This window comes from Streptomyces sp. NPDC093568, assembly GCF_044764945.1.
Classification (GTDB): Bacteria; Actinomycetota; Actinomycetes; order Streptomycetales; family Streptomycetaceae; genus Streptomyces.
In genome coordinates this window covers 259,441-279,262 of record NZ_JBIWJD010000010.1, presented here as the reverse complement: position 1 = coordinate 279,262, position 19,822 = coordinate 259,441, and the positions used below count along the sequence as shown (strand labels likewise).

17 protein-coding genes are annotated in these 19,822 nt (G+C 72.6%); all 17 read left to right on the top strand.

Translation table 11 applies throughout. The features are described 5' to 3' along the window. The first annotated feature begins 13 nt into the window (after positions 1-13). The 17 genes from ACIRD7_RS34350 (at position 14) to paaE (ending at position 19,745) form a co-directional block, all read left to right on the top strand. On the top strand, positions 14-577 hold the full coding sequence (locus ACIRD7_RS34350; protein WP_403459697.1) for a HEAT repeat domain-containing protein: 564 nt from the start codon (positions 14-16) through the stop codon (positions 575-577). A gap of 54 nt (positions 578-631) precedes the next feature. Further along, positions 632-1,324, top strand: coding sequence for a hypothetical protein (locus ACIRD7_RS34345; protein ID WP_403459696.1), 693 nt, complete (start codon positions 632-634; stop codon positions 1,322-1,324). Between the two features lie 10 nt (positions 1,325-1,334). After that, positions 1,335-1,718 carry a hypothetical protein gene (locus ACIRD7_RS34340; RefSeq protein WP_403459695.1) on the top strand — a complete coding sequence of 128 codons (384 nt, stop codon included), beginning with the start codon at positions 1,335-1,337 and terminating at the stop codon, positions 1,716-1,718. Next, positions 1,711-2,850: a hypothetical protein gene (locus tag ACIRD7_RS34335; protein WP_403459694.1), complete on the top strand. Its 1,140-nt coding sequence runs from the start codon at positions 1,711-1,713 to the stop codon at positions 2,848-2,850. Before ACIRD7_RS34340 ends, ACIRD7_RS34335 begins: the two co-directional genes overlap by 8 nt. 51 nt (positions 2,851-2,901) lie before the next feature. After that, positions 2,902-3,438 carry a phage baseplate assembly protein V gene (locus tag ACIRD7_RS34330; RefSeq protein WP_403459693.1) on the top strand — a complete coding sequence of 179 codons (537 nt, stop codon included), beginning with the start codon at positions 2,902-2,904 and terminating at the stop codon, positions 3,436-3,438. A gap of 53 nt (positions 3,439-3,491) precedes the next feature. Next, positions 3,492-3,827 (top strand): hypothetical protein, encoded by a 336-nt coding sequence (locus ACIRD7_RS34325; protein ID WP_403459720.1) that lies wholly within the window; start codon positions 3,492-3,494, stop codon positions 3,825-3,827. Beyond that, positions 3,824-4,216 (top strand): GPW/gp25 family protein, encoded by a 393-nt coding sequence (locus ACIRD7_RS34320; protein ID WP_403459692.1) that lies wholly within the window; start codon positions 3,824-3,826, stop codon positions 4,214-4,216. Before ACIRD7_RS34325 ends, ACIRD7_RS34320 begins: the two co-directional genes overlap by 4 nt. Then, positions 4,213-7,314 (top strand): putative baseplate assembly protein, encoded by a 3,102-nt coding sequence (locus ACIRD7_RS34315; protein ID WP_403459691.1) that lies wholly within the window; start codon positions 4,213-4,215, stop codon positions 7,312-7,314. Before ACIRD7_RS34320 ends, ACIRD7_RS34315 begins: the two co-directional genes overlap by 4 nt. Beyond that, positions 7,311-11,141: a putative baseplate assembly protein gene (locus tag ACIRD7_RS34310; RefSeq protein WP_403459690.1), complete on the top strand. Its 3,831-nt coding sequence runs from the start codon at positions 7,311-7,313 to the stop codon at positions 11,139-11,141. The genes ACIRD7_RS34315 and ACIRD7_RS34310 overlap by 4 nt, the downstream gene beginning before the upstream one ends. Continuing rightward, positions 11,141-13,321 (top strand): hypothetical protein, encoded by a 2,181-nt coding sequence (locus ACIRD7_RS34305; RefSeq protein ID WP_403459689.1) that lies wholly within the window; start codon positions 11,141-11,143, stop codon positions 13,319-13,321. Before ACIRD7_RS34310 ends, ACIRD7_RS34305 begins: the two co-directional genes overlap by 1 nt. A gap of 114 nt (positions 13,322-13,435) precedes the next feature. Further along, positions 13,436-14,983: a DUF6519 domain-containing protein gene (locus ACIRD7_RS34300; RefSeq protein WP_403459688.1), complete on the top strand. Its 1,548-nt coding sequence runs from the start codon at positions 13,436-13,438 to the stop codon at positions 14,981-14,983. Further along, the gene (locus ACIRD7_RS34295; RefSeq protein WP_403459687.1) at positions 14,983-15,873 is read left to right on the top strand and encodes a peptidoglycan-binding protein; all 891 of its coding nucleotides are present in this window, start codon (positions 14,983-14,985) and stop codon (positions 15,871-15,873) included. The genes ACIRD7_RS34300 and ACIRD7_RS34295 overlap by 1 nt, the downstream gene beginning before the upstream one ends. A 144-nt stretch (positions 15,874-16,017) precedes the next feature. After that, a complete protein-coding gene (gene paaA, locus ACIRD7_RS34290) occupies positions 16,018-16,995 on the top strand; it encodes a 1,2-phenylacetyl-CoA epoxidase subunit PaaA (RefSeq protein WP_403459686.1) in 978 nt (325 codons plus the stop codon). Then, complete coding sequence (gene paaB, locus ACIRD7_RS34285) at positions 16,992-17,285, top strand: 1,2-phenylacetyl-CoA epoxidase subunit PaaB (protein ID WP_403459685.1); 294 nt, start codon at positions 16,992-16,994, stop codon at positions 17,283-17,285. Before paaA ends, paaB begins: the two co-directional genes overlap by 4 nt. A gap of 10 nt (positions 17,286-17,295) precedes the next feature. Next, a complete protein-coding gene (paaC, locus tag ACIRD7_RS34280) occupies positions 17,296-18,123 on the top strand; it encodes a 1,2-phenylacetyl-CoA epoxidase subunit PaaC (protein WP_403459684.1) in 828 nt (275 codons plus the stop codon). After that, positions 18,117-18,629, top strand: a complete 513-nt coding sequence (gene paaD, locus ACIRD7_RS34275) for a 1,2-phenylacetyl-CoA epoxidase subunit PaaD (protein WP_403459682.1) — start codon at positions 18,117-18,119, stop codon at positions 18,627-18,629. Before paaC ends, paaD begins: the two co-directional genes overlap by 7 nt. After that, positions 18,630-19,745 (top strand): 1,2-phenylacetyl-CoA epoxidase subunit PaaE, encoded by a 1,116-nt coding sequence (gene paaE, locus ACIRD7_RS34270; RefSeq protein ID WP_403459681.1) that lies wholly within the window; start codon positions 18,630-18,632, stop codon positions 19,743-19,745. Positions 19,746-19,822: the final 77 nt, after the last annotated feature.

Here is a 19,822-nt window from a genome sequence, read left to right as displayed (position 1 = left end):
GAGAGGTGTCACTATGACGGATTTTATTGAGCGATTGGTCATCAAGCCCGGTTTCTCGTCGGATGACGTTGATTTCGTTTCCATGCAGCGCGGGTGGATTCTGCAGCGTTCCCGGATTCCAGAGGGAGGAGCATACGTCGACACCTGGGTCACGCTGGACCGCAAGACCGAGATCCACCAGGTCGATGACCAGCCCATCGGCACCCGGTACTTCACCCTTCGGGGGCCCAGCAGCGCGGAAGTGGCGCGGCACATCCGCCAGGACTGCGACATCTGGTCGACCGATGAGGCGCTGGAAGCGCTGCGAAGGGCGGACGCCCGGGACGAGAAGCTGAGGCTGGTCTACGCCGCGGCGCTTTCCGCGGGGGAGCAGGAAGCGGAACATGTCGTGGAGGCGTTCAGAAACCTCGTGGGCGATCCCGATGCGGGGGTCCGCCAGGCCGTGGTCATCGCCACGGGCTACTTTCCGCAGCCCGGTCTGGTCGAACTTGTGGGGGAACTGCGTGACAGCGACCCCGTGGACCACGTTCGCCGAAACGCCGCGCTATTGCTGGACGGACTCTCTGAAGGGAACTGACATGAGCCCCCTTGTCCCGGCTTTCCGCCGGCCCTTGCTCACGGAGGCCGCGCGGTGACCCGCTACGCCGACATCCCCAAACCCATCCGCTCCGGAATAGTCGTCGTCAACCCCGACACCGGCACCCCCCAACGCATCATCGTCCTGCAGTTCAACCCGGACACCCTGGAGCGCAGCGTCGCCCCCCAGTCCGCCGGGGACAGCGGTGATGCCGGAGGCGGCGGTACGGGGAGCGGGGATCGTAACGAAGCCCTGCGTCTGAAAGGGCCCGCCCAGGAGACCTGGAAGTTCACCGCCGAGATCGACGCCACCGACCAGTTCGAGGTCGCCGCGCCCGACGGGATTCACCCCCAGCTCGCCACCCTCGAAATGCTCGTGCAGCCGACCGTCGCCCAGCTGAGGGCCGCGAGCAAGCTGTCGCAGAAGGGTGCCATCGAGATCAGTCCGATCGAGATGCCGCTCACCCTCTTCACCTGGGGGAGCAAGCGGGTGATGCCCGTGCGGCTGACCGAGCTCTCCGTCAACGAGTCGGCCTTCGACGTCAACCTCAATCCGATCCGGGCCTCCCTCAGCATCGGCATGAAGATCCTCACCGTCAGCGATCTCCCCGCCGGCCACCGCGGCGCCGATCTCTACATGGCGCACCTCGCGCAGAAGGAGCGGCTCGCCGCGGCCGCCCGCGGCGGCGGGCTCGGCTCGCTCGGACTCGGCGGCATCGGAACCAACGCCGTGATCGGAAGGGGCTGAACAGCACACCATGGCCGACATCGAGCCCTACGAGAACGCCCTGGACGCCATACCCGGCGCCCACCCCTACCCCCGCACCAGCCGCTACCACGACGCCGAGATCGGGATCCACCGCCGCCCCGACGGGACGGAGGTCCGGTACACCAAGCGCCGGCTCCTCCCCCCGCTCGACCAGACCCCCGACAGTGACCTCACCCAGCCCCACGCCGTCGGCGCCGGCGAGCGCCCCGACCTGCTGGCGCAGCGGTACTTCGGCGACCCCTCCCAGTGGTGGCAGATCGCCGACGCCAACCCCGTACTCGATCCACGCGAGTTGACCGACGAGGCCGGGCGGGTCGTCGACATCCCGCTCGCCGGCGGGTTCCCGGGCGGCAGGGGAGACCGGCGTGTTTGATCTGCCCGTGGGGCAGGGCCCCGTGCACATCACGCTCCTCATGGGGCCCAAACTCGCCCGGCCCGTCCCGGCCGAGGTGACCGAGGCCCTGCTGTCCGCCCAGATCACCGCCACCGCGGGGGAGCGCAGCGGCTTCCAGCTCGCCTTCGATCTCACCAAGAACGGGATCATCAGCCGACGGCTGCTGCCCGAGGGGTTCTTCGACCCCAAGACGAGGCTCATCGTCACCGTCAGCGTCAAGGGCACCTCCGGCGTGCTCTTCGACGGTCTCGTCGTCCGGCACGAGGTCGGCGCCAGCAACCAGCCCGGCCACTCCACGCTCACCGTCACCGGCGAGGACCTCACCCTCCTCATGGACCTCGAGGAGCGCACCGGCCGCTACCCGAACCTGCCGCCCTCCGAGCGGGTGCTGGCGATCCTGCGGCGCTACTCCGACTACGGCATCCGGCCCGACGTCTACACCGAGAAGGTCGCCCAGCCCCCGCACCAGGACCTGCGCGTGCACTACCAGACGGGGACCGACCTGCAGTACGTCACCGAGCTGGCGCGGGCCAACGGGTACACCTTCTACCTCGAACCCGGACCCAACCCCGGCCAGTCCGCCGCCCGTTGGGGACCCGAGGTGCGCCTCGGCATCCGCCAGCACGCGCTCAACGTCAACATGGACGCCAACTCGACCGTGGACCAGCTGACGTTCGCCTACGACGGCACCGCGCGCGAGGAACCGCAGGCCCGCTGGCAGAACCCCGAGACCCGGCAGTCCGACCTGCTCCCGCAGCCGTCGATCAGCCCCCTGCGCCCGCCACTCGGCAAGCGGCCCACCCCGGCCCTCAAGCGCAGGACCCTCTCCGGCACCGCCAAGCACCAGCGCGAGCAGGCCGAGGCCGAACTCCTCGCCCGCGCCGCCGTGTCCGCCGACGTCGTCTCCGGCTCAGGCTCGCTCGACGTCATCCGGCACGGCTACATCCTCCAGCCGCGCCAGCTCGTCGGCGTACGCGGCTCGGGACGGGCGTACGACGGCGACTACTTCGTCAAATCCGTCACCCACAACCTGCGTCCGGGCTCCTACCAGCAGAACTTCACCCTCTCCAGGGAGGGCCTGGAGGCACGCGGCGACTACGTCCGGCCCTGACCACCCGCAAGGCAACACCGGCAGACACCACCGACCAGGAGCACTCCCACCATGGCGGCACCCAGCAATCGCTACCTCGGCAAGTTCCGCGGCCGGGTCGTCAGCAACGACGACCCTCTGCGCATCGGCCGTATCACCGTCGAGGTCCCGGACGTCCTCGGCGACGAGCCGTCCACCTGGGCGCTGCCCTGCCTGCCCTTCACCGGGCCCGAGTCGGGGCAGTTCGTGGTGCCGCCGCCGGGGGCGGGGGTGTGGGTGGAGTTCGAGCAGGGGGATCCCAGTTTCCCGGTGTGGACCGGGTGTTGGTACGGGGCCGCCGAGGAGCTGCCGCCCGACGCGCGGCGCGAGCTTCAGGCCGGCTCGCCCGACAAGCCCGTGGTCGTACAGACACCGCGGGCCCACAAGCTCGTCATGAGCGACACGCCGGGCGCCGAGCAGGGGATTCTGCTCCAGGCCCAGGGCGGCGCGTACATCCGCATCACCAAGGAGGCCGTGGTCATCTCGACCGGGGCGGGCGCCGAGGTCCTGCTGCGCGGCAACGAAGTGACCATCAACGAGGGCCAGTTGACCGTGCTCTCCAAGCGATGAGCAAGACGGCGATGAGCAAGACAGCGATGAGAAAGACGGGGGAACTCACGAACATGTCCGGGAGTCTGCTCGACGCCAGTGCCGTGATCGGCTGCCCGCACGGCGGCCGTGTCGCGCCCGCCACCACACCCTCCGGCGGCGTACGCCTCGCGGGCGGCGTCGTCGCCACGTCCGCCCACAGCTACGTCGTCACCGGCTGCCCGCACACCGTCGACCGGGTGCCCTCGCCCTGCGTGACGGTCCGGTGGACCGCAGGCGGCACCGGGATCACCGTCGACGGCCGGTCCGTGCTGCTCGACACCTCCGCGGCCGAGTGCTTCAGCGCGGCCCTCGTGCCGCAGGGGCCACCCGTCGTCCAGGCCGCGCAGCGAAAGGTCACCGTCCGATGAGCCGCCACCCGAGCGGGCGCGCCCGCAGCGACATCGCGAGCCCGTTCCGCGCCGACCGCCGGGGCCGCACCGCGCACGCCACCCGCGGCGAGCACGTCCACGACCTCATCGAGCAGCTGCTGTTCACCAGCCCCGGCGAGCGCGTGATGCGCCCCGACTTCGGCTGCGGGCTGCTCGACCTGGTCTTCGCGCCGACCAGCCCCGAGCTCATCAGCACCCTCGAACTCTCCGTCCAGGCCTCGCTCCAGCGCTGGCTCGGCGACCTCATCGACGTGGAGGCCCTCGACGTGATCAGCGAGGACAACGCCGTCCGCGTGTACCTGTCGTACGTCGTGCGCGCCGACGGCGCCCGCCGCGACGACGTCTTCGAAGGGAGGGCCGCGGCATGACCGGTACCACCGTCACCTCCCGCCGGGCCAAGGTCCGCGCCGCGCAGCTGGGCGGTGTCGACGCCGTCGAGGTCAGCGACGACGGACTGCTGCTCACCGTCACCTTCCTCGGCAAGGCCCCGCACGGCCTCGGTCCGGAGAACGTCCGCATCGACGGCGGCCGCCGGGTCACCCGCATCACCGCCGTGGACGTCAGCGTCGAGCGCGAGGAGGACCCCGAGCTCGACGACCGGCTCTACGTCACCCTCGACAAGGCCGGCGACACCTCCCGCTACCGGCTCGCCCTCGTCGAGGCCGACCTGTACGGACGCCCCGGGACGGAGCCGTACCGCGGCTTCGACCAGCGCTACCACAGCGCGGCCTTCGTCTTCCGGCCCGACTGCCCGACCCCCTTCGACTGCGCGGGGGAGGAGCACGGCGACGCGGACTTCCCCTCCGCGCCCGTCATCGACTACACCGCCCGCGACTACGACACCATCCGCAAGCTGCTCCTGGACCGGCTCGCGCTCACCACCCCCGACTGGGTCGAGCGCAACCCCGCCGACCTGGGCACGACCCTCGTCGAACTGCTCGCGTACACCGGCGACCAGATCAGCTACCAGCAGGACGCGGTCGCCACCGAGGCCTACCTCGACACGGCCCGGCGCCGGGTGTCGGTGCGGCGGCACGTGCGGCTCATCGACTACGCGATGCACGACGGCTGCACGGCGCGGGCCTACGTCGCCGTCGAGACCGCCGGCGACCACACGCTCGCCCCGGGCACCTTCCGCTTCGCCTCCGTCGACGTCCGCACCCTCGACCCGCACGACCGCCCCGAGCCGGGCACGGTCGTCGACGAGGCCGACCTCGGCGACCTCGACGAGCGCGGCTCGGTGGAGGTCTTCGAACCCGTCGTCACCGCCGACGCCCTGGAGCTGCGCGTCGCGCACAACGCGATCCGCCTGTGGACCTGGGGCGGCGAGGTCCGCACCCTGCCCAAGGGCGCGACCTCCGCGACCCTGCGCGACGAGTGGGTGGACCCGGAGACCTGCCGGGACCGCCGACTCGACCTCAGGGCCGGTGACCTGCTCGTCCTGGAGGAGGTCAAGGGCCCGCGCACCGGTACCCCCGGCGACGCCGACCCCGCCCACCGGCAGGCCGTCCGGCTGACCTCCGTCACCCCGGCCGTCGACCGCATCGAGGACCAGCCGGTCCTGGAGGTCACCTGGGCCGCCGCGGACGCCCTGCGCTTCCCGCTCTGCCTCGCCACCCGCGGCGGCCGCGACTGCCTGCCCGTCGAGGACGTGACGCTGGCCCGCGGCAACGTCGTCCTCGTCGACCACGGCCGTACGCTCCACGGGCTGCCCGAGACCTTCACCGTCCCGCAGGCACCCGCCGAGGTCGCCCCCTGCGACCCACCGGAGTTCGGCTGCGGCGACCGCGAGGAGGGCAACGCACCCGCGCGGCTGATCAACTCCCTCACGGACAGCACCGAGTCGGGCCGGTCCCTGACCGCCGACGACGTCCGCGAGCTGTTCGAGGTGGTCGGGGAAGCGGCGGCCAACAGGGCCGGAATCGGCCTGGAACGCGCCGGCCAGCGCCACGAACGCGTCGTGCCCGGCACCGCGTACGCCCAGGCCGGCGCCCTGCGAACGCTGCTCGCCCAGTCCGTGTACCCCGGCATCCGGCCCCGCTTCCGCCCCGTCCTCTCCCGCGCGCCCGTCGTCCAGGCGGTGCCGTTCCCCGAACCGGCCACCGTCGCCGCCGGGCAGGCCGAGAGGATCGCCGCGATCCCGGGGCGGGTGCGGCAGCGGCTCGTCGAGCTGTGGCGCAGCGCCCGCGACCGGGACGGCCTCGCCGAGGAGGAGATCGCCGAACTCGCGGTGATCTACGGGCTGCGGATCCTGGAGCGCATCGAGCTGCGCCGCCACCCGGTCCGCGCCCTGCGTGAACTCCTGCACCGCAGCGACGAATTGCTCGACGCCAAGCTGCGCCGCGTCGAGGTCCTCACGGCACGCGCCCGCGCGGGCACCGTCCTGGACGGGCACATCGCCTGGGAGATCGCCCACAGCTGGGGCCCGTCGTACGCGGCCGGACTGCACCCCGACGAGCTGGTGCTGCGCGGCTCCGCGACCGCCGCGCTCGACCAGGACCCGCGCCGCGCCCTGCCCGCCGTACGCCTGCACCAGGGCGACGACGAGATCTGGGAGCCGCGCCGCGGCCTCCTCGACAGCGGCCGGCGCGAGCGCCACTTCGTCGGTGAGCTGGAGGACGACGGCCGCCTCGCCCTGCGCTTCGGCGACGGACGCCACGGCGCGCGGCCGACGCCCGGATCGCGGCTCGCCGCGCACTACCGCCTCGGCGGCGGCACGGCCGGCAACGTCGGCGCGGAGGCCATCAACCACCTCGTCGTCCAGTCCGACTGCGAGACACCGCCCGCCGCCGTCGTACGCAACCCGCTGCCCGCCGTCGGCGGCACGGAACCCGAACCCGTCGAGCAGGTACGCCAGTTGGCCCCGCTCGACCTGCGCCGCACCCGGCTGCGCGCGGTCACCGCCGAGGACTACGCGGCCCTCGCCACCGCCCTGCCCGGCGTGCAGCGGGCGGCGGCCGAGCTGCGCTGGACCGGCAGTACGCAGGAGGCGCACATCGCGGTCGACGCGTACGGCACCGGCGCCCCGTCGGCCGAGTTGCTCGACTCCGTCGCCCAGGCCCTGGAGCCGTACCGGCGCATCGGCCACGACGTCGTCGTCGGCGCCGCGCGTCTCGTCCCGCTCGACATCGAGCTGAGCGTGTGCGCCGCGCCCGGCCACCAGCACGGCCAGATCCTCGCCGAGCTGTACCGCGTCCTCGGCAGTGGGTTGCGGGGCTTCTTCCACCCGGACGCCCTGACCTTCGGCGAACCCGTACGGCTCAGCCGGCTCGTCGCCGTCGCTGCCGCCGTGCCCGGCGTCGCGAGCGTCCAGGTCACCCGACTGCGACGGCTGTTCGAGCCGGACCGAGGAGAAAGGGAGGACGGCGTGCTGCGGCTCGGCCCGCTGGAGATCGCCACCTGCGACAACGACCCCGACCGGCCGGAGAACGGCCGGCTGGCGATATCCCTGGGAGGTGCGCGATGACCGAGGTCACGATCACCGACGACTGCGGCTGCGGCGGCGCCTGCCGGGGCGGCCACGACGAGCGCCTCGCCCCGGCCCCCGTGCACAACCCGCCCGGCCGCACGGCCCTCGACTACCGCGTCGGCGAGTACGGCTCGTTCCGCGCGGCCCTGCTCGACCGGCTCGCCTCACCGGCGTACCCGGCCCTCCAAGGGCTCACCGCGCGCACCCCCGACGACCCGGCGATCGGCCTGCTCGACGCCACCGCTGTCCTCGGTGACCTGCTCACCTTCCACTCCGAGCGGATCGCGGACGAGGCGTACATCCGCACGGCCAACGAGCACCGCTCCCTGGTCCTGCTCGGCCGGCTCGTCGGCCACCGCCCGCGCCCCGGCGTCGCCGCCGCCACGCACCTGGCGTACACCCTGGAACGCGACCCGCGCGCCGAGGCCCTGCCGGTGCTCATCCCGCGCGGTGCCCGCAGCCACAGCGTGCCGGCGTCCGCCGACGAGCAGTCCCTCACCTTCGAGACCAGCCGGGACCTGACCGCCCGCTGGGACTGGAACGACCTGAAGGTCCGCCGTCGGCGCCCCTCCCTCGTCACCCCCGCGGACCTGGAGAGCCGCTCGGAGATCTTCGTCGAGGGCACCGCCAACTCGCTGCAGACCGGTGACCAGCTGCTCTTTGTCTTCGGTGAACAGGCAGGCGGAGAACGCAAGTTGCTGCCGGTCGCGAAGGCCCGGGTCGACCGGGAGGACGAGATCACGGCGATCTCCCTGCCGAAGTCGGCCCCGCCGACCCTGAAGGAACTCCTCGACGAGGTACGGCGATGGACGGCTGCCCCGCGGTCGCCGGGCGAGCCGGGGGACGAGCCGCCCACGCCCGAGGTGCCGAACCCGCGGCCGGTCAGCCGGGTGATCGAGGACTTCGAGGACCAGGTGCTCGCGCCGCTGCGGGGGGATCTGGACGGGATCAAGAGTCCTGAGCGGCTGGCTGCGCGGCTTGCGGAGCCGGTGGCGCGTCTCGGTGAGGCTCAGGTGTTGGCCGAGCCGTACGAGGACGTCGCTGCCTGGTTCGAGCAGTTGGAGGCGGTGCTGGCCGAAATCGCGGAGCGCGCACTGGAGTTGGCGCCGGCCCAATCGGAGGAAGCGGGCAGTCGATCGTCTGCCGCGCCGTCGGGGCTGGTCGCGCCCCGCGGCGGAGCCGCAGATCGATACAGTCCCGCGCCCCCAAGCAGCGGCGATGCGCGCACCGCTGCTCTCGAAGCCCTCGGCGGTGTGCTTCCCGCCCTGCGTGCCTCCGCCCCCGCCCCGCGCGGCGGCATCGGCTCCCAGCGGCCCGGTACCGACACCGCCCGGCTGCTCTCCGCGCTCAACCCCTCCCTCGGCACCCTGTACCCGGCGTGGCGCACCGCCGCCGCCCCCGGCACCCCCCAACTCCTGCGCGAACTGCTCGCCATGCGGGTCACCGCCGCCCCCTTCGGCGCCACGGCCCCGCTCAAGCCGGTCCAGGACGACCGCGGCCGCGTCATCCGCACCGCCGACTGGCCGCTCACGGGTGCCGTGCTGGTGAGCACGCGCGTCGTGTACGACACGGCGGGCAGGACCCCGGTCCGCGCCGAGTTCCAGTACGTCGAGGGCAGCAGCTCCGACCAGCGCGCCGAGAACCTGCCCGTCACCCAGCCGGTGAACTTCCCGCTCGGCGCGGGCCAGGTCGAGCTGTCCGTGCGCTCCGGCCAGGACCGCGACCTCAACTGGCTCAACCGACGTCCCAACGACTCACAGGAACCCGGTGTCACGGCCCGCCTCCGCTCGGGCCTGCCCGAGCGGACGCTCTTCGTGTCGCGGCCCGACGACGAGGGCCTGGTCCACGTCGGTGTCCACAACGGCACGTCCGAGCAGATCACGCTGCGGCCGGGCGCGAACGAACAGTTCACGCACGGCGAGTACGAGGTCAGTCTCAAGTACACGGTGGGTACCACGGAGCCGAACGTCGAGGTGGTCATCGCCAGCAAGCCCGAGCCGCTCAACCGCCGGCTCCTCCAGCTGGACACCGTCCACGCCGGCATCACGGTCGGCAGCTGGGTCGCGGTCCAGCGCCCCGCGAAGGGCGCCCAGGACGGCGTCCCCGGCGACTCCCGGCTCGCGTTCGTCACCACGCAGGTCGTCGTGGCCCGTACCGCGGCGTACAGCAACTACGGCATCACCGGACGCGGCACCGAACTCACCCTGGCCGACCCGTGGCTGGACGAGTTCGACGTCCTGCTCTCGCACATCCGCGACACCACCGTGCACGCGGCGGGCGAGCCGCTGCGCCTCGCCGACGAACCGCTCGGCGAGGACGTCCACGGCAACGAGATCGAACTCGCCGAGTTGTACGACGGATTGCGGCCCGGCCGCACCCTCATGGTGAGCGGGGAGCGCAGTGACATCCCCGGAACGGCGGGCGTGCGGGCCACCGAGGTCGTCACGATCGCCACCGCCGACCCGGCCGTCGACCCCCGGCTGCCCGGCGACCACGTCCACACCCGCCTGACCCTGACGGCCGACCTCGCCCACCGCTACCGCCGCGAGACGGTCAAGGTTCTCGGCAACGTCGTCGAGGCCACCCATGGCGAGAGCCGCGAGCAGGCCATCGGCAGCGGTGACTCCGACCGCGTGAACCAGACGTTCGCGCTCTGGCAGTCCCCGCTGACCTGGCTCGCCGACGACAACCCCCTCGGCGCCACGCCGGTCCTGGAGATCCGGGTCGACGGCGTCCTGTGGCACGAGGTCGACAGCCTCGCCGGACGCGGCCCGGGCGAGCGGGTCTACATCACCGGCTCCACCGCCGACGGCCGGACGACGGTGACCTTCGGCGACGGGATCAACGGCGCCCGGCTGCCGTCCGGCCACGAGAACATCCGCGCCCGCTACCGCTTCGGCACCGGCAAGGCGGCCAACGTCGCCGCCGACCGCGTCACCCAGCCCCTCACCCGGCCGCTCGGCGTCACCCAGGTGACCAACCCGCGCCCGGCGAAGGGCGGTGCGGACGCGGACGGCCCCGGCCTGACCCGCCGTACGATCCCGCTCGCCGTCTCGGCGCTGGACCGGCTGGTCTCCGCCTCCGACTACGAGGACTTCGCCCGCTCCCGGGCCGGCATCGGCCGGGCCGCCGCGCGTGAACTCTTCGACGGGCGGCGCCGCGTGCTGCACGTGACGGTCGCCGGCACCGACGACGTGCCGATCGACGGCGACTCGGACACGCTCGGGGCGCTGCGCGGCGCGCTCACCGAGTACGGGGACCTGAACCTCCCGGTGCGCGTGGACGTGCGCGAGCTGGTCCTGCTGCTGATCGCCGCCAAGGTGAAGGTCGCCCCCGATCACACCTGGGAGATCGTGGAACCGCGCCTGCGCCAGGCACTGCTGCGCCGGCTCGGCTACGAGGGACGGGAGCTGGGCCGCCCGGCCCGCCTCTCCGACGTCCTCGCCACGGCCCACACCGTGCCCGGCGTGGACTACGTGGACGTCGACGTGTTCACCGGCGTCCCCGCGTCCGCCACGCCGGCGGAGCTGACCGGGATCCTCACCGACCCCGGCCCGCCCAGGGCATCGGTCCCGGCGCACCCGGCGGCGTACGACGAGAAGATCCACACGGTGCGCGCCGCCGACGGCGAGACCCTGTCGGCGATCTGTGCCGAGTACGGCGTCCCGCTCGCCGAACTCCTGCGCCTCAACCCCGACATCACCGACACCCGGCGCCTGGCGAAGGGCCGTTCGGTGTTCGTCTTCCGCGGCATCCGCCCGGCCCAGCTCGCGATGCTGTCGCCGAAGGCCGCGGACACCCTGATTCTGACGGAGGTCAAGTGATGGCCGCGCATTCCGCGGATGTCGAGTTGGAGGCCGCGGCCCCGGCGACCGCCTCCAGGGAACCCGACGGTCTCGCCGCCCTGCTGCCCCGCTGGCACCTGCTGCGCGACGCCGAGGAGGGCGAGGCGCTGCGCGCGCTGCTCGCGGTGATCGCCGAGCAGCTCGACCGGGTCCGCGACGGCGTCCAGCAGGGCTACGAGGACCTGTTCGTGGAGACGGCGGCGCCCTGGGTGCTGCCGTACCTCGGCGACCTGGTCGGCTACCGCACCCTGCCCGGCTACGAGCGGGTCCTCACGACCGGCCTGCACGAGGGAGGCAGGGCCGCCCTGGCCGAGGCCGTCGCCCCGCGCCGCGAGGTGGCCGCCACCGTGGCCAACCGCCGCCGCAAGGGCACCCTCCACCTGCTGGAGGAACTCTCCGACCAGGTCACCGGCTGGCCCGCCCGCGCCGTCGAGCTGTCCCGGCAAGTCGCGCACACCCAGCCCGTGAAGCTGTACGGCGACACCGGCGTCCACCGTGGCGAGCGCGGCCGGCTCGTCGACCTGCGCGACAACTCCGCCCTCGACCTCGCGGGCGGCCCCTTCGGCGCGACGGCCCGCACGGCGGACGTCCGTCGCGCCGACTCGGCGCACCGGCAGGGCGGCTGGACCCCGGCGGGCGTCGCGCTGTTCGTCTGGCGGCTGAAGGCGCACTCGCTCACCCAGTCCCCGGCGTACTGCATCGATCGCGCCCGCAACCTCTACACGTTCTCGATCCTGGGCAACGACACCCCGCTGGTCACCAAGCCGTTCCCGGAGCCGTCGCCCACGCACGTCGCGACCATCGACAACGTTCCGGCGTTCATCACCCGCCGTCAGCTCCACGACCGGCTCACCGACTACTACGGCCCCGGCAAGAGCCTCGTCATCCGGCGCGACGGCGAGGACCGGCCGGTACCGCCCGCCGACATCGTGGTCGCCGACCTGTCGGACTGGCGCTACCGGCCCAGGCGCGGGCAGGTCGCCGTCGACCCGGAGCTCGGGCGGATCGCGTTCGGGTCGCGGTCGGCGCCCCGGCAGGGCGTGTGGGTGGACTACCAGTACGCGTTCGGCGCGGACATGGGCGGCGGCGAGTACGAGCGTCCGGACCGCCAGCCGCGTCCGGAGGCGGAGGTGTACCGGGTCGGACCCGGACAGCCCTACCGCCAGATCATGGATGCCTACCGGGCCTGGCAGCACGACCGCCGCGCCGACCGGACCGGTCCCGCCGGCGTCATCGAGATCACGCACAGCGGCGCCTACCAGGAGCAGCTGGACTTCGACCTCGACCCCGGCGACCGCCTGGAGGTCCGCGCGGCCGAGGGCACCCGCCCGGTGATCCGCCTGCTCGACTGGTACAGCAACCGTCCCGACGCCCTCAACATCCGTGCCGTGTCCGAGGACTGCGCCCCGCACGAGCGTCCGCGCATCGTCCTCGACGGCCTGCTGGTCGCCGGACGCGGCATCAACGTCACCGGCCCCATGGGGGCGGTCGTCCTGCGGCACTCCACGCTGGTGCCCGGCTGGTCGCTGGAGCCCGAGTGCGACCCGCACTCGCCGGAGGAGCCCAGCATCGTCCTGGAGCGCACCACCGCGTGCCTCCAGATCGAGCACAGCATCCTCGGCACCATCGAGGTCATCGGCGACGAGGTGAGCGAGGAACCCCTCGACATCCACCTGCGCGACAGCGTCCTCGACGCCACCGGTACGGGCCGTGAGGCCCTGTCCGCGCCGGACTGCCGGCACGCCCACGCGGTGCTGCACCTGCACCGCACCACGGTGATCGGCGAGATCTTCACGCACGCCGTGCGGATCGCCGAGAACTCGATCCTGACCGACCGGCTCCACGTAGCCAGGCGCGGGATCGGCTGCCTCAGGTACTCGTACGTGCCGCCCGGTTCGCGCACTCCGCGCCGGTACCGCTGCCAGCCCGACCTGAACGCCGGTGTACGGCCGTTGCTCACGTCGCTGCGCTACGGGACGCCCTGGTACGGGCTGCCCGCCGACCGGTGCCCCGAGGAGATCCGGCGCGGTGCGGACGACGGGGCCGAGATGGGCGCCTTCCACGATCTGTACCGGCCGCAGCGCGAGGACGGCCTCCGGGCTCGGCTCGCGGAGTACACCCCGGCGGGCACCGACGCCGGGATCTTCTTCGTGACGTGATGCGTGACGTGATGCGTGACGTGATGCCTGACGTGATGCCGGCCATGAGTCGCGACACGTGCGCCGCCGCCGTAAGCCCAACCCGCACTTTCCTGAACCAGGGGGACCCCCTTCATGCACGCTGACCTCTCCCGCCTCACGTTCCGCCCGCAGCGGCGCTATTCGGCGGTGATCGCCCAGCAGGGCCGCGTCCAGCTCGACGCCGACCTCAACGAGCAGACCGCGATCCAGCTCCACCAGGCCCGCACCCTCGCCGCCGACCTGATCGGCCGGCACGGCGGGCCGCGCGACGCCGCGGGCTTCAAGATCGACTACGTGGGCGGCAGGCACGACATCGACACGCTCCACATCCGCGGCGGCCGCTACTACGTCGACGGCATCCTGGTGGACGCGACCCGTCCGGCGCCGGGCGTGCCGGTCCCGGACGAGGACGCCGAGGATCAGGACACCGCCGCCCCGCCCGCGCACTGGACCTACTGGGACCAGCCCGACGGCTTCCGCGACCCGGAGCGGCCCGGCGACCGGCTGCCCTCGCCCGCCACATCGCCGTTCGTGGTCTACCTGAACGTGTGGGAGCGAGCCGTCTCCGCCGCCGAGGACCCGGCCCTGCGCGAGGTCGCCCTCGGCGCCGCGATGCCGGACACCGCCGCGCGCGTGAAGGTCGTCTGGCAGGTGCTGCCCCTGTCGCTGGCCGCCCTGGACATCGAGGAGACCGACCCGTCCAAGGAGGTCGTGCGGGCCGCCTTCGACAAGTGGGCGCAGAAGCAGGCCACGCCCACCGCGCGTCTGGCCGCCCGCAGCGAACGGCCCGACCACGCCGACGAGGACCCCTGCCTGGTCAAGCCCGACGCCCGCTACCGCGGCCAGGAGAACCAGCTCTACCGCGTGGAGGTGCACGCCGGCGGCGAGGCCGAGGACGCCACCTTCAAGTGGTCCCGCGAGAACGGCTCGGTGGTGTTCCCGGTCGACGAACTCGATGGCACCTGGGTGCAGTTGGCCTCCCTCGGCCACGACGACAAGCTGGACCTGGACGTCGGCGACCACGTCGAGCTGGTCGACACCGCCTACGCCTCCCGACTCGAACCCCTGCCCCTGCTGCGGGTCGAGGAACTGGACCTGCCGGGCCGCCGCGTCCGCCTGAGCGCCGAGCCCGACCAGGGCGTCGGACGGCTGCCCCACCTCAACCCGTTCCTGCGCCGCTGGGACCACCACGAGGGGCCCAGGCGCAAGGGCCGTACGACCGCCCTCAAGGGCGGTGCCGTGCCCGTCACGGAGGGGGAGTGGCTGCCTCTGGAGGACGGGGTCGAGGTGTACTTCGCCAAGGGCGCCGCCTACCGCACCGGCGACCACTGGATCGTGCCCGCCCGCACCGCCACCGGCAACGTCGAGTGGCCCACCGACCCGGCCCGGCGCCCGCTGCTGCAGGGCCCCGCCGGCATCGTCCGCTCCTTCGCCCCGCTCGCCCTGGTCAAGGGGGAGGGCGGCACCGTCGACCTGCGCCTCGCCTTCAACCCGCTGGCCGGCGGCATCCCGGCCGCGGACGAGGCGACGCTCGCGGCGGAGGAACAGGCGCGCCGCGAGGAGCAGTTGGCGGAGGACCCGTCGCGGGGGCGGTCGCAGACCACGGCGGAAGCCGAGGCCACGGCGGAAGGAGACGAATGATGGCGAAGCCCCTTAGCGCGTCCAAGATGGTGGAGATCCTCCGCGCGGAGGGACTGACGGTCCACGAGGTCCGCAGCTGGCGCACCCACAACCGCAACAGCAAGGGCCCCTGGGGCCCGGTGAACGGCGTGATGATCCACCACACCGTCACCAAGGGCACCGAGAACTCGGTGAACATCTGCTACAACGGCTACTCCGGCCTGCCCGGCCCGCTCTGCCACGGCGTCATCGACAAGCAGGGCCACATCCACCTCGTCGGCAACGGCCGCGCCAACCACGCCGGCCTCGGTGACAGCGACGTCCTGCGCGCCGTGGTCAACGAGTCCAGGCTGCCGCCCGACAACGAGGCCGACACCGACGGCAACGCCCACTTCTACGGCTTCGAGTGCGTCAACCTCGGCGACGGCAGGGACCCCTGGCCCGAGGCGCAGAAGGAGGCGATCGAGAAGGCCGCCGCCGCGATCTGCAGGCACCACGGCTGGAGCGAACGCTCGGTGATCGGCCACAAGGAGTGGCAGCCGGGCAAGCAGGACCCGCGCGGCTTCACCATGGACGGCATGCGGGGGCGCATCGCGCAGCGGCTCAGGGGCGGGGGCGGCAGGCCCGACCCGGATCCCGACCCGAAGCCGGCGCCCAAGCCGAAGCTGGAGCCGTTCCCGGGCAGCGGCTTCTTCCACGTCGGCCAGAAGTCCGCGATCATCACCGCCATGGGGCGTCGACTGGTCGCGGAGGGATGCGGCCGCTACGAGGACGGCCCGAGCCCCGAGTGGACCGAGGCCGACCGGCGCTCCTACGCCGCCTGGCAGCAGAAGCTCGGCTTCAAGGGCAAGGACGCGGACGGTATCCCGGGCAAGGTCAGCTGGGACCGGCTGAAGGTGCCCAACGTGTGACGGTCCCCGACCGGCGAAGCAACGGCCCAGGTACCCCGTGGGGGTGTCCTGGGCCGTTTTTCGCGCGCCCGAAGGGTCTTGCCCCCCTGGCGGAAACACGTCACACTGAATACCGAACGAATGGTCGGTTGGGAAGCGGGAGCGATGACGACCTCACACTCCGCCGAGGCGCCCGGCGAGGAGCCGCTGCAGGAGCACTTCGACGCGACGATCTCGCGCGACCAGCGGATCGAGCCGCGGGACTGGATGCCCGAGGGCTACCGCAGGACGCTGATCCGGCAGATCGCGCAACACGCCCACTCGGAGATCATCGGCATGCAGCCCGAGGGTGAGTGGATCACCCGCGCCCCGTCGCTGCGCCGCAAGGCCATCCTGTTCGCCAAGGTCCAGGACGAGGCCGGGCACGGCCTGTACCTGTACTCGGCGGCCGAGACCCTGGGCACCGACCGCGCCGAGCTGACCGACCGGCTGATCGAGGGCCGCCAGAAGTACTCCTCGATCTTCAACTACCCGACCATGAGCTTCGCCGACGTCGGGGTGATCGGCTGGTTCGTGGACGGCGCCGCGATCTGCAACCAGGTGCCGCTGTGCCGCAGCTCGTACGGGCCGTACGCCCGCGCGATGGTGCGGATCTGCAAGGAGGAGTCCTTCCACCAGCGGCAGGGCTACGAGCTGCTGATGACGATGATGCGCGGCACCGAGGCCCAGCGCGAGATGGTGCAGGACGCCGTGAACCGCTGGTGGTGGCCGTCGCTGATGATGTTCGGCCCGCCCGACGACGCCTCGCCCAACTCCGCGCAGTCCATGGCCTGGAAGATCAAGCGGCACAGCAACGACGAGCTGCGTCAGCGCTTCGTCGACATGACGGTCCCGCAGGCCGAGAAGCTCGGCGTCACCCTGCCCGACCCGGAGCTGCGCTGGAACGCCGAGCGCGGCCGGCACGACTTCGGCACCCCCGACTGGACCGAGCTGATGCGGGTCATCAAGGGCGACGGGCCGTGCAACGCGCAGCGGATGGAACGGCGCAGGAGCGCCCACGAGGAGGGCGCCTGGGTGCGCGAGGCGGCCACCGCCCACGCGGCCAAGCAGGCCGCCCGTGCGGAGAAGGGAGCGGTGGCATGAGCCCCGAGAAGCAGGACTGGCCGCTGTACGAGGTGTTCGTGCGCGGCAAGCGTGGGCTGAACCACGTCCACGTGGGCTCGCTGCACGCCGCCGACGACCGCATGGCGCTCACCCACGCCCGCGACCTGTACACGCGGCGCAACGAGGGCGTGTCGATCTGGGTGGTGCGCTCCGAGCACATCACCGCCTCGACCCGCGACGAGAAGGACCCCTTCTTCGCACCCAGCGCCGACAAGGTCTACCGCCACCCGACCTTCTACGACATCCCCGACGACGTCCCGCACATCTGAAGGAGAGGGCATGAGCGACGACCACGTCTACATGACCCTCGCCGAGGGACACGAGGACGACACCCGCTGGGCCTACGGCACCGGCTTCGAGGACCCGCTGCACGGCGTCGACACCACCGTGCCCGAGGGGGTCGACCACGCTGAACTGGCCGCGCTGTGCGTGGCGTTGGGCGACGACGCCCTGGTCTCGGCCCAGCGCCTGGGCGAATGGGTCACCCGCGCCCCCGAGCTGGAGGAGGAGGTGGCGCTGGCCAACATCGGCCTCGACCTCCTCGGCCAGGCCCGCCTGCTCTACTCCCGGGCCGGCCAGGTCGACGGCACCGGCCGCGACGAGGACGCCTACGCCTACTTCCGCGACGCGGGCGACTTCCGCAACGTACGCCTGGCCGAACTCCCCGGCGGTGACTTCGCGTTCACGATCGTGCGGCTGCTGGTGCTCTCCAGCTGGCGCCTCGCCCAGTTCGAGCGACTGGCCGCGCACCCGGACCCCGTGCTGGCGGCCATCGCCGCGAAGGGCGTCAAGGAACTGGCCTACCACCGGCAGTACGCCGCCGACTGGGCGGTGCGCCTGGGCGACGGCACCGACGAGTCGCATCGCCGGATGCGCCGGGCCCAGGAGCAAGTGGCCCCCTACATCGGCGAGTTGTTCACGGCGTACGACGTCAGGGACGAGGTGGTCGAGGTGATCCGCCAGGTCACCCAGGCGGCCGGACTGCCCATGCCGGTGTACCGTCCGCTGCCCGGATCCGGCCGCGACGGCGAGCACACCGAACATCTCGCCCCGCTGCTCGCCGAGTTGCAGATCGTGGCCCGCGCCCACCCGGAGGCGACATGGTGACCACCCTGCTCGACGCCCGGCGCGCCCGGCAGGTCGCCGCGGCCGTGCCGGACCCCGAGCTGCCCATGCTCACCCTCGCCGACCTGGGCGTCCTGCGCGGCGTCGAGCTGACCGAGGACGGCACGGTCGTCGCGAGCCTCACCCCGACCTACTCGGGCTGCCCGGCCATGGCGGAGATGCGGGCGGACGTGGCGGCGCGACTGCGTGACGCCGGATACGCGCGCGTGGAGATCCGCACCGTGCTGAACCCGCCGTGGACCAGCGACTGGATCACCCCGGCCGGCCGCCGCAAGCTCGCCGAGCACGGCATCGCCCCGCCCGGCCCCGCCCCGCGCGGCGGCGGCCCCGTCCCGCTGGTGCTGTCCGCCACCCGGCACGCGGTGACCTGCCCGCGCTGCGGCTCGGCGGACACCGAGGAGACCTCACGCTTCGCCGCCACCTCCTGCAAGGCGCTGTGGCGCTGCCGCGCCTGCCGTGAGCCGTTCGAGTACGTCAAGGAGATCTGAATGGAAGGCCTCACCGAAGAGCAGACGGCCGCCGCGGTACGCCCGCGCGCCCGCCGCCGTCCGGCCTTCCACTCCCTGCGCGTCGCCGCCATCGAGCCCCTGTGCGCGGACGCCGTCGCCGTCGGCTTCGACATCCCGGCCGAGCTGGCCGAGGAGTTCGCCTTCGAGCCCGGCCAGTCGCTGACGCTGCGGCGCGAGATCGACGGACGCGACGAGCGGCGTTCGTACTCGATCTGCTCACCGGTCGGGTCGAGTCCCCGTATCGGCGTACGGGTGGTGCCGGGCGGCCTCTTCTCGTCCTGGCTGGTCAGCGACGTACGCCCCGGCGACACCGTCGAGGTGATGGCCCCCACCGGCGCCTTCACGCCCGACCTCACCACGCCCGGCCATCACGTGCTGATCGCGGCGGGCTCCGGCATCACGCCGATGATGTCCATCGCCGAGTCCGTCCTCGCCGCCGACTCCCGCTCGACGGTCACCCTGTTCTACGGCAACCGCCGCACCGACACCGTGATGTTCGCCGACGAGCTCGCGGACCTGAAGGACCTCTACCCGGCCCGGTTCCAGCTCGCCCACGTGCTCTCCCGCGAACCCCGCGAGGCCGAGGTGCTCTCCGGCCGGATCGACGCCGAGCGGCTCGCCGCGCTCGTCGACGCGCTGGTCGACGTGAGGACCGCCGACCACTGGTGGCTGTGCGGACCGCACGGCATGGTCCGGGACGCGCAGGGCGTGCTGGCGGGCCTCGGGGTCCCGGCCGAGCGGGTGCACCAGGAGCTGTTCTTCGCCGACGACGAGCCCGTGCGGGAGGTCCACCACGAGGAGGCCGGGCCGGACGGACCCGTCAGCCAGGTCACCATCACCCTCGACGGCCGTTCCACCACCGCGGCGCTGCCGAGGGAGCGGACCGTCCTCGACGGCGCCCAGCGCACCCGCCCCGACCTGCCGTTCGCCTGCAAGGGCGGTGTCTGCGGCACCTGCCGGGCCCTCGTCACCGAGGGCAAGGCGGACATGCGGCGCAACTTCGCCCTGGAAGCGGCCGAGGTGGACGCGGGCTATGTGCTGACCTGCCAGTCGTACCCGGTCTCCGAGACGCTGACGGTCGACTACGACAGCTGAGCCGAGGCGATTACGACAGCTGAGCCGACGAGAAGAGTTGAGTGGCGAGGAAAGCGAAAGGACTAGTTCAATAAGGA